Consider the following 11,249-nt stretch of genomic DNA (forward strand, 5'->3'; position numbering starts at 1 on the left):
GTGACTGCCGCGTGGAGGATTTGGCTGACGTGCGTCAGCCAGAAAGCCAATCCTGCCCAGTCGCGAACGCGCCTGTACCGAACGGGCGGGCGCTGGTCGGTACGGTATGCACCATGTCTTCGCCCAGCCCCGCGCCGCTGCTTCGGGAGTTCATCCACATCCCGGAGCGCACGAGCCAGAGCGACTTCGTGCTCAAACTCGCCGACAGCATCGCCGACGCCGATGCCACTCTGCGCGACTATGTCGTTACGGAGCGGCTGCTCGCTAACTTCGATGAGGCGCTCGGGTTGATCCGCTCCGCCGTCGAGGGGCACGCCTCCAAGGCCGCCTACCTGCACGGCTCCTTCGGTTCCGGTAAGTCGCACTTCATGGCCGTGCTGCACGCGCTACTGCGCGGCGAATCCGCTGCCCGCGGCCGCGACGAGCTGGCCCCGCTGGTGGCAAAGCACAGCGTCTGGCTGGACGGGCGCAAGTTCCTGCTTATCCCGTACCACCTGCTCGATGCGCGTTCGTTGGAGCAGCGGGTGCTCGGCGGCTACGTCGACCGGGTCCGGGCGCTGCACCCCGAGGCGCCCATTCCGGCGGTCCACCGCACCGACGCGCTGCTGGAGCAGGCCGCCTCGCTGCGGGAGAAAATTGGCGACAAGCAGTTCATCGACGGCCTGCCCGGCGGGGATGCCGAAGACGAGTGGGGCGACAGCGAGACGTTCTGGACGCCGGAGCGCCTGGATGAGGCGTTCGGCGGCGCGTACTCCGACGAGCTGCGCCGCAAGCTGGTCAACGACCTGCTGACCAGCTGGAACGTCGGCTTCTTCAGCAACGCTCGGGAGGATGCCGAAGCGTTCGTCTCGCTCGACCGGGGCCTGACCGAGATCAGTCGGCACGCGAAGGAGCTTGGCTACCACGGGTTGATCCTCTTCCTCGACGAGCTGATCCTCTGGTTGGCCAATTCGATCGGCGACCAGCAGTTCGTCTCCCGCGAAATCCAGAAGATCACCAACTTCGTCGAGGGCGGCGACACCCGCCGGCCGATTCCGGTGGTCAGCTTCATCGCCCGGCAGCGCGACCTGCGCGAGCTGGTCGGCGAAGAGGTCACCGGCGCCAATGAGCTGAGCTACCAGGACACCCTCAATCTGGCCAGCGGCCGGTTCGACGTGATCAAACTCGAGGACCGCAACCTCCCAGAAATCGCTCGCCGCCGGCTGCTCAAGGCGCGCGACGACCGACCCGGGGCGGGCGAGGCAATCTCCCGGGCCTTCGACGCCACCGCCAAGGTACGGCGAGAGGTCTTCGACACCCTTCTCGGCACCGACTCCGGCAGCGGCGCCGACATTGACGCCTTCCGGTCGACGTACCCGTTCAGCCCGGCATTCCTCTCCACCTTGGTGCACGTCTCCAGCGCGTTGCAGCGCTCCCGGACTGCGCTGAAGCTGATGCGTCAGCTATTGGTCGACCGCCGCGACACCCTGCGCCTCGGCCAACTGGTGCCTCTCGGGGACCTCTACGACGTCATCAGCACCGGCGGCGACCAGCCCTTCACCGAGAAGCTCAAGGCCGAGTTCGAGATGGCCCAGAAGCTCTACGACCTGAAACTGCGGCCCTACCTACTCAGCCAGTACGACCTCACGGACGACGACCTGGACGCGGCACGCCGGGGTGACACCCAGCCGGCTGAGACGGTCGGACGGGTTCGCGCCTTCACCGGCGACGACCGGCTGATCAAGACGCTGCTATTGGCCGCGCTGGCGCCCAGCGTCCCCGCGCTGCGCAACCTCACCGCCCGACGGCTCTCGGCGCTCAACCACGGCAGCATCACCAGCCCAATACCGGGAGGCGAGGTCGCCCAGGTCAACCGAAAGCTGACCGACTGGGCCGGCCGGTTCGCCGAGATCCGCATCGGCGAGGGCGACGACCCGATCGTGTCGCTGGAGTTGGTCGGCGTCGACGTCGACAGCGTGCTCGCCACCGCCAAGCACTACGACAACGAGGGGGCCCGCAAGCACCTCGTGCAGCGGCTGCTCTGGAAACAGCTCGGCGTGCCGTGGAGCGACTCGTTCTTCGCCGAGGCCGGGCTGACCTGGCGGGGGAGTCGCCGCACGATCGAGCTGGTGTACGGCAACGTCCGCGACCCGTACGACATTAGGGATGAGGCATTCCCCCCGAACGACCCGACCGGCTGGCGTTTGATCGTCGACTATCCGTTCGACGACGGTAGTCACGGTCCGGCCGATGACCGGCAGCGGGTCCAAGAGCTGAGCGGCCGGATGAGCCCTCGCACGGTCTGCTGGATTCCGGCGGCGTTGACCATTGAGCGCCGCACCGAGCTGGGCAAGCTCGCCATCATCGACAAGTTGCTGGAGGGGCAGCGCTTCGACAGCCACGCCGAGCACCTCAACCCCGACGACCGTCGGCGGGCACACGCGGCGCTGACCAACCAGCGCAGCGCGCTGCTGAACAAGATGCAGGCGGTACTGCGCCAGGCGTACGGGCTGGCGGGCAAGCAGCCCTCGGATGTGCAGCTCGGCTTCGATGACCACCTGCAGTCGCTCACCCGCGCGTTGGAGCCGAAACTGCCGATGGGCGCCACGTTCGCCGACGCGCTGCGCAGCCTCGGCGATCAGATGCTCAGCCAGCAGTTCCCCGCCCACCCTGACTTCGACCCCGACCGCAAGGGCGAGCCTGTGCGTCTGCCCGACGTGAAGGTAGTGCTTGACCACGTCCGGCGAGCGGTCGAGTCGCCGGAGGGCCGCGTCGAGGTCGAGCGAGCGCATCGCCAGACCATGCGCCGGATCGCCAATCCGCTCGGGCTCGGCACGATGCACGAGGCGGCCTTCGTCGTCGAGGGCCAGTGGGCGCAGCATTTCCACCACAGGGCGGCCGCCGAGGGCGTCAGCGGTGAGCTGCGCGTCGCCGACATCTTGGGCTGGATCGACGAACCCAGCCCACGCGGTCTCGACCCGATCGTGGCGCAGCTCGTTGTCGCCACCTTCGCCGAGCAGACCGACCGTGCCTTCCACCTGCACGGAAGCCCGGTCACACCCGCTCCTGAACCAGGCAAGATCACGACCGACCATGCGCTGCGTGAGGAGCGTCTGCCCAGCGAGGACGATTGGGTAGAGTCTCGGGCCCGAGCCGGGGCGATTTTCGGTGTGCACAACCTGAACTTGCGGCGGGGCCGGCTGGTGGCGATGTTTGGTCGCGACATCAGCAACGAAGGCGCGCGGTATCGAGAAGCGGCGCACGGCCTGACCGCCCGGCTCGAGCAGCACGACAAATGGCTGGGTATCGACCAGGCGTCGCCGTCAGGACGGCTCGCCACCGCTCGCGCGGCGGCTGACCTGCTGGAGCGGCTGGCGACCGGGCGTACGGCCGTGGAGACCATCGAGCGGTTGGCTCGGGCGGAGCTCGCCGGACCGGCCGACAGGGTCGGAAAGAGCATCAAGAGCGCGGCCCAGGTGTCCGCCGAGCTGGCCCACGCGGCGTGGGAGAACTTCGAGATCATTGCCGGCCTCGGCGAGCCATACGCCGGGGAGGCGACTGCGATCCTCGCCGAGCTGCGCCGCGTCGGCCAGGCCGACGAGCTGACCGCGCCGCTGAGCCCGGCTCTCCGGCGCGCGCAATCTGAGGCGGTGGCACTCATCCGGCGCGCCACCAAGAAGCCGTCGCCGCCGCTGCCTCCGCTGCCGCCGCCTCCGCCGCCCCCGCCCGTCGGGGGTAAGGCGGTCGTTTCGGCCGGGCTCTCCGAGGATGCGGTGAACGAACTTCGCCAGTACGTAGCCGCCCACCCGGATGCGACCATCGAGGTGACCTGGAGAATCGTTTCGTGACTCAGGCACCTGCACCGGCTCAGGCACTGCGGATCAGCCCTGTGGCTCTGCGGCAGAAGGTGGCGCAGCAGCTCGAACGGCACCGTAACGGCGACGCGTACCCGGTGATGGTGATCCGGGCGGAGCCGACCTGGCCGCACGACCCGACGCTGCTGTTGCCGGACGGACGCCCGGTCCGAGTAGTGCCGTGCGTCTCTCCGCTGGCCGTGTGGGAGCACCTTGTCGCCGACCGCGACGAGGAGGTCCTCGTCCTGCTGACCGATGTCCCAGAGTCGGTGCTGCACCACGGCGTGCGTAGTCGAGTTTTCCGTCAGCGCGTCATCATCGTGGAACCCTGGGACCTGGTCGTCGACGCGTTCGGCGCCCACCTGCCGGACACCGCGCTGGAACGCGAGGCCTGGGCCGGCGAGGCGTTGCTCGACGCCATGCCGCCGGGCGGCTGGCCGGGGCTGGCCACGTCGGTGTTGACCCGCGACATGGCGCTGCGGCATCTCGCGGCGGTCCGGCTCGGTCTCGACCGGCAGGGCATCGGCCCGGACGACCTGGACGTGACGGCGCTGTTGCGGTGGAGCGCCGAGCCGGGTGCCGTCGAGGCCTACGGACTGCTACGGGAGGCCGAGCGAAACGGGCTCGCACGCTGGCTGCTGGAACAGTTCGGCCGGCCGGCGAAGGCACTCTTTGCGCTGGTCGATGCCGGGCACGGCACCGAGGCGTTGCCACTGGGCCTGGTCTGCGATGCGCTCTGGAGCACCGAGAGCGCTGACTCCGTGCGCGCCCAGGGGCGCATCGACCAGTACTTCGGCAACCTTAATGACGATGCCACCGTGCGTAGCTTCGCCGCGGCGACCGTGCAAGTGGTGACCACGCTGTTGAGCGCGCCGCGCGCGGCGGTTCGCCGGGACGGACACGCCATCCTCGACCGAGCGGAACAGCTACTCATCCAGTTCTCTGCTGCCAGCAGCGCGGGTCACAGTCCGATCCTACGGACGGGCTTCGCTAACCGCCTCGGTGTCGTGGCGGGGGCGCTGCTCGCCGGGCTGCGGAACCCCGCGAACCCGGAACTCGATCTGGCGGTCGAACACCTCGCCGGGCATCGACTCGCCGAGGCCGAGGCCGAGGCAGAACGGGTACGTCGAGCCCAGATGGCCCAGCGGTTGGTGCGCTGGCTCGGCACGACGGTGGTGCCTCCGCAGAGCGTCGCGGACGGCGTGGATCGCCATATCGCCGAGTGGGGGTGGGTGGATCAGGCGCTCAACCATGTCTGGGCCGGCGAGGAGACCCATCCGCAGCTGCAGCGGGTGTACCGGGAGATTCATGAGCTGGCGCAGCAGCGGCGGCGTGAACTCGACGGGGCGTTCGCCGGCCGGCTCGCGGCGTGGGCCACCGCTGGGCCGGGAAGCGACGGCGACCTGCTCACCGTCGAGAATCTCCTGCCGCGCGTGGTCGATCCGCTGATCCGTGCCGGCCGCCCAGTGCTACTCGCTGTGCTCGACGGAATGAGCGCCGCAGTCGCGGTGCAGCTCGCGGACGAGTTGGCCCCGCACTGGGTTGAGTACGACCCGCTGGCAGGATCGGGGGCGGCCCGGCGTCGGGGAATCGTTGCCGCGCTGCCCACCCTCACGGCGGTTTCCCGCACGTCGCTCTTTGCCGGCGCACTACGTGCCGGAAATCAGGACCTGGAGCGGAGGCTTTTCGCCGAGGGGCGATGGGGCCGGGACTCCCGAATCTTCCACAAGGGTCCGGCGCGCGGCGGAGCGGGCGAGGTCATCGCCGCCGAGTTGACCGATGCCGTCGCGAGTTCTGCTCCCGTGGTGGCCGTAGTGATCAATACGGTCGATGACGCGTTGGCCCACGGTCGGGAGGGCGATGAAGCCGGATGGCAACTCAACGATCTCGGCTTCCTGCGCAGCCTGCTCGACCAGGCTCGTCGCACCGGCCGGGCCGTCATCATCACCAGTGACCACGGGCACATTCTTGAGCGTGGGGGTCAGCACCTCAAGACACCGGACGCGGCATCCGCCCGGCACCGGATCGGGGCTGGCCCGGCCGGCCCTGGTGAGGTGGAACTGACCGGTCCGAGGGTTATCTCGGATGACAATCGCATCATCGCGCTCTGGGATCCGCTGCTGCGCCACCGTCCGAGCCGGGCGGGCTACCACGGCGGTGCGTCGCTGGCCGAGGTGACCATCCCGCTGCTGGCCTACCTGCTGCCCAACGTAACCGAGCCACCGTCGGGCTGGGCGCCCGTCGAGGAGCGCACACCGGAGTGGTGGCAGACGGGGGCTGCCGCATCGGGGCCGAGCGCTCCGGCGCGGCCGTCGACTGCGCCGAAGCCACGCCGTAAGGCACCTGCCGTCGCTGCGGACGCGCTCTTCGACGTACCGGACGTGGCGGCCGAACCGCAGGCAGCATCGCCCGTCGGCGACGGTGACCTGGTTGCGGCGCTGCTATCCACCGAACTGTTCGAGGCGCAGCACAGCCTGACGCCGCGGCGGGTCGAGCTGAAGAAGATCCAGGCGGCGCTACGAGCACTTGTCGACGCCAAGGGCGTACTGCCCGTTGCGGTCCTGGCGCAGCGGTCCGGCGAGACACCGGTTCGGGCGGTCGGCTTCGCCACCACCCTGCAACGGATCTTCAACGTGGACAACTATCCGGTGTTGTCGCTCACCGATAACGGTCGGACCATCCGGCTGGACCTCCAACTACTTCAGGAGCAGTTCCGCCTGCGAGGAGGGGCAGAGTGACGACGGTCAGCCCGGCGCGGCGCCGCGAGGTGATCGACGCGCTGCGGCGCGGCGCCGTGCCATCGGCCGGGCTGGACCTCTTCGCGGTGGGGTTGGATCGCTTCGCCGGGGCCATCGGCGATGAGATGGACAGCGTCGCCTCCGGCAGTTCCGTCTTCAAGGCGGTTCGCGGCGAGTACGGCTCCGGTAAGACGTTCTTCGCCCGGTGGATCGCCGAGCGGGCCAAACAGGCGAACCTCGCCGTCGCCGAGGTGCAGATCTCCGAAAACGAAACGCCCTTACACAAGCTGGAAACCGTCTACCGCCGGCTCAGCGAGCGCCTCACCACTTCAACGTTCCCGCCCAGCGCACTCCGTCCGATCGTCGACGGCTGGTTCTATGCGCTGGAGGAGGATGTCTTGGCCGCAGGGCAGATCGCCGCGGATGACGCCGACGCTCTCGACGGCGCGGTCGACACTCTGCTCGACCAACGGCTGGCCCTGGTGAGCCGGAGCGCTCCCGCTTTCGCTGCCGCGCTGCGCGGCTACCGGGCTGCTGCCGCGCGGGGAGACGCGGCAACGGCAGACGCCGTGCTCGCCTGGCTCGGTGGGCAGCCGCACGTCGCGGCTGCCGCCCGTCGGGCAGCCGGTGTACGGGGCGATCTCGACCACTTCGCGGCGCTCAGCTTCCTGCAAGGGCTGCTGGCCGTGCTCCGCGACAGTGGGCATCCCGGTCTGCTGCTGGTGCTCGACGAGGTGGAAACGCTACAACGGGTCAGGTCGGATGCCCGGGACAAGGCGCTCAACGCCCTTCGGCAACTCATCGACGAGGTGCACTCCGGACGGTTTCCTGGTCTCTATCTGGTCATTACCGGCACGCCGGCTTTTTACGAAGGCCCGCAGGGCGTCCAACGGCTCGCGCCATTGGCGCAGCGCCTCGCCGTGGATTTCAGCACTGATCCACGTTTCGACAATCCCCGTGCAGTGCAGATCCGGCTGCCGGGCTTCACCGTCGACTCCCTCGTGGAACTCGGCGGTCGGGTGCGAAACCTCTACGCCGACGGATCTGCCTCGCCGGAGCGGGTGGCCACGCTGGTCGACGATCGGTACCTCGGTGAGCTGTCACGAGCAGTCGCCGGTGGTCTCGGCGGCAAGGTCGGGGTGGCACCGCGGCTGTTTCTCAAGAAACTTGTGGGGGAGGTGCTCGACCGGGTGGACCAGTTCCCCGAGTTCGACCCTCGGCAACACTACGCACTCACCCTGTCCACGGCTGAAATGACAGAGGTGGAGCGAAACGCCATGAGCGCCGACGAGATCTTGCTCGAGCTCTGAAGGACGTCGAGGTCATGACGAGCGATGCCGAACTGCTGCACCCAGTCGTACTGCATCACATTGTCAACTCGTTGCAGTGGCCGGCACTAAGGCCGATGCAACAAGCTGCCGTGCAACCACTGCTGGCCGGCGAGGACGCACTTCTGCTGGCGCCCACCGCCGGCGGTAAGACCGAGGCGGCGGTTTTCCCGCTGCTCTCCCGAATGGCGCAGGAGAACTGGTCGGGCACCTCCGTCCTCTACGTCTGCCCGCTGAAGGCGCTGCTCAACAACCTCCTGCCCCGGCTGGAGAGCTACACGGCATGGCTCGGGCGTCGGGCGGCGCTCTGGCACGGCGATGTGCCGATGGGTCGGCGCCGCGCGATCCTCCGCGAGAGGCCCGACATTCTGCTGACCACTCCGGAGTCCCTGGAGTCAATGCTGGTCAGCAGCGCTGTCGATCACAACGCGTTCTTCGGCCAACTTCAGGCCGTTGTGGTCGACGAGGTGCACGCATTCGCAGGCGATGATCGTGGTTGGCACCTGCTGGCCGTGTTGGAACGCCTCAGCCGGGTGGCAGGACGACCGGTGCAGCGAATCGGACTTTCGGCAACGGTTGGCAACCCGGACGAGTTGTTGGCCTGGTTGCAGGGCTCGGGTCGCGGCCAGCGGCCCGCGCGAGCGGTGGTGCCCGATCGTCATTCGGCGACGCCGGTGCCGCATCCAGCAGGTGAGATCGAGCTGGACTACGTCGGCTCCGTGCACAACGCGGCCAAGGTCATCGCCGCCCTTCATCACGGGCAGAAGCGCCTGGTCTTCTGCGATTCCCGGGCGCTGGTCGAGGACCTTGGCCAACGACTGCGTGCGCTCAACGTGACGACATTCCTCTCCCACGCGTCGCTCTCCGTCGACGAGCGGCGGCGAGCCGAGGAGGCCTTCGCGCAGGAACGGAACTGCGTCATCGTCGCCACCAGCACCCTGGAGCTCGGCATCGACGTGGGTGACCTTGACCGTGTCATCCAGATCAACGCCCCACGCAGCGTCGCGGCATTCCTGCAGCGGATCGGCCGGACGGGTCGGCGCCCCGGCAGCAGCCGCAACTGCCTTTTCCTCGCCTTGGATGGAGAAGGACTGCTGCATGCCGCTGGGTTGCTGAATCTGTGGGCACAAGGTTGGGTCGAAGCAGTCGCACCACCGCCTGAACCGCGGCACATAGTGGCCCAGCAGATGCTGGCGCTCGCGCTTCAACAACACCGGATCGGTGACAGTCTCTGGCCGCAGCAGTGGAACGGCCTGACGCCCTTCGACAAGAGTGCCGACGTGATCGTTCGTCACCTCGTCAAGTGTGGTTTCCTCGATGTCGACTCCGGGATGCTCTTCATCGGGCCAGAAGCTGAACTGCGCTTCGGGCGTCGGCACTTCATGGACATGCTAGCGGTGTTCACCGCTCCACCGCAGTTCACCGTGCTGGCTGGCCGCAGCGAGATCGGCCGGACCGATCCCGCACTGTTGACGGCCAAGGTGCTCGGTCCCCGGCTGCTGCTACTCGCTGGCCGAAGCTGGCGCGTCACCTATATCGACTGGAAGCGCCAACGCTGCTTCGTCGAGCCAGCCGAGGGCGGTGGAAAGGCGCTCTGGATGACCGGCGGATCGCCGCAGGGATTGTCGTACCGGATGGTCCGGGCAATGCGTGATGTGCTGCTTGGTGTCGACCCACCGGTCACTCTCACCGGCCGAGCGAGGAGCAGACTGGCTGCTCTACGGGACGATGCGACCTCTGTGGTCCATCCCGCTGGTCCGGTGCTGGTCAGGGGCGACGACGATGAGGTGCGTTTGTGGACCTGGGCTGGCTTTCGGGCCAATGCCACTCTGATCGCTACCCTGAGCGAATTTGCCGATCCGGCTCAGCGGTACGACGACGCCTCCGTTCGGCTGCGGCCAGATGTGGACCGCGCCGTGGTGCAGCAGGCCATGGCAGACGCGGCCGATCGAATCTGCCTGCCCGACGTGTCCGACAAGGCGCTTGCCGGTCTCAAGTTCAGTGCCGCTCTACCGGAGCGGCTCGCCGTCGCCACTCTGGCCTCCCGACTGGCGGACATTCCGGCAGCCCAGGCAGTTCTCGCCGAACCTGTGCAGATGACCTACCTTTCCCAGCCTGATCGGTCCTGACTGCGTACTCGGCCGTGACGGGGTTTTCCGTCCCGGATGGCATCGCCGGGCTCGACGAGGGCGTCTGCTACCACAACCGCAATGGCATTGGGCTGCCGTCCACAGGTGCATCCATTGTCCACAGCAGCCACCCGTGGGCAGTGCTCGACGGCACGCAGGGGCAGGGTGGGGGCGGTGGACCCGAGGTTACATGCGCTGCTCGTGCTCGGCGACGGACTGGTCACCCGGCGGGACATGCTGCGGGTGGCACCGGCCTGGACGATCCAGACCGCTTGGCGGGCCGATCGGCTGGTACGGCTGCTGCCCGGGGTGTACGGCGACGCTGCCCTGATCCGTCACGCAAAGGCCGATCTGCCGATGCTGGCCCGCGTCGAGCGGGACGTCGCCCGACGCGCTGCGCTGGCATACGCCGACGGGCGTGGTGCGCTGAGTCGCCTGACTGCGCTCGACGTGTGGGGCCTGCGCCGCCAGCAACCGGGGGAGCCGGTGTATCTCGACCTGCCGCAGGGGTCAGGTCTGCGTCATCGGCCGTATCTCGTCGTAGTCCATCGTTCCGGCTTCGCGGTCGCGCCGCCGCAGGTGGTGATACGGGGAGGGTTACCGGTCACCCGCCTCGACCGGACCCTGGTGGACTGTTGGCCGCTGTTGCCGCCGGTCGACCGATCGAGCCTGCTCATCCGTGCGGTCAATGATCGGCTGACCACGCCGCAGCGCCTGGTCGCCGCTCTTATCGAGGTGCCCCGGATGCCCGACCGCGGAGCATTAAGCGATTTACTGGACCGGCTCGGCGCTGGTTGCCGCAGCCCGTTGGAGGTCTGGGGCCACGACCATGTCTTCACTGGCCCGGGTATGCCGACGTTCACCCGGCAGGCGCGGGTGCGGTTCGGCGCTCGGACGATCTATCTCGACATGTTCGCCGAGGTGGAACGGGTCAACATTGAGTTGGACGGCGCGACCAGCCACGCCGACCCGGCCGAACGCGAGATCGACCTCCGCCGTGACGCACTGCTGGCCACCGTCGGAATCCTGGTCGTCCGCTTCAGTCACCGCCGCCTCACCGCCGACCCGGCCCAGGTCCGCCAGGAGACGCTGGCCATCCTCGCCAGCCGTTCCCGACCACGATGATCAAGTGATGAAAAGTAGGTCCAAGGGATCGCTCAGACCTACTTTTCATCACTTGATCATGAGTTGAGGTGGGGAGGGGCGGGGGCGGTGGGGGTG

At 68.2% G+C, this 11,249-nt stretch carries 5 protein-coding genes; all 5 read left to right on the forward strand.

Features of this window, described 5'->3' with window-relative positions; all coding sequences use genetic code 11:
* The first annotated feature begins 113 nt into the window (after window positions 1-113).
* The 5 genes from pglY to IF46_RS0123855 all read left to right on the forward strand — a co-directional run bounded on the left by pglY (window position 114) and on the right by IF46_RS0123855 (window position 11,153).
* Window positions 114-3,827, forward strand: coding sequence for a BREX-2 system ATPase PglY (gene pglY / locus IF46_RS0123835; RefSeq protein ID WP_030490600.1), 3,714 nt, complete (start codon window positions 114-116; stop codon window positions 3,825-3,827).
* Window positions 3,824-6,571 carry a BREX-2 system phosphatase PglZ gene (gene pglZ, locus IF46_RS0123840; protein ID WP_030490601.1) on the forward strand — a complete coding sequence of 916 codons (2,748 nt, stop codon included), beginning with the start codon at window positions 3,824-3,826 and terminating at the stop codon, window positions 6,569-6,571. The genes pglY and pglZ overlap by 4 nt, the downstream gene beginning before the upstream one ends.
* On the forward strand, window positions 6,568-7,881 hold the full coding sequence (gene brxD, locus IF46_RS0123845; RefSeq protein WP_030490602.1) for a BREX system ATP-binding protein BrxD: 1,314 nt from the start codon (window positions 6,568-6,570) through the stop codon (window positions 7,879-7,881). Before pglZ ends, brxD begins: the two co-directional genes overlap by 4 nt.
* Before the next feature lie 14 nt (window positions 7,882-7,895).
* On the forward strand, window positions 7,896-10,028 hold the full coding sequence (locus IF46_RS0123850) for a DEAD/DEAH box helicase (RefSeq protein WP_030490603.1): 2,133 nt from the start codon (window positions 7,896-7,898) through the stop codon (window positions 10,026-10,028).
* A gap of 174 nt (window positions 10,029-10,202) precedes the next feature.
* Entirely contained in the window at window positions 10,203-11,153 is a 951-nt protein-coding gene (locus IF46_RS0123855; RefSeq protein WP_030490604.1) for a DUF559 domain-containing protein, read from the forward strand.
* Window positions 11,154-11,249 lie beyond the last annotated feature (96 nt).

The organism is Micromonospora chokoriensis, assembly GCF_000718555.1.
Taxonomy (GTDB): domain Bacteria; phylum Actinomycetota; class Actinomycetes; order Mycobacteriales; family Micromonosporaceae; genus Micromonospora; species Micromonospora chokoriensis_B.

Bases quoted from the DNA above. Each gene is read 5' to 3' on its own strand.
- pglY (WP_030490600.1), top strand. From the start codon at position 114: ATGTCTTCGCCCAGCCCCGCGCCGCTGCTTCGGGAGTTCATCCACATC.
- IF46_RS0123850 (WP_030490603.1), top strand. From the start codon at position 7,896: ATGACGAGCGATGCCGAACTGCTGCACCCAGTCGTACTGCATCACATT.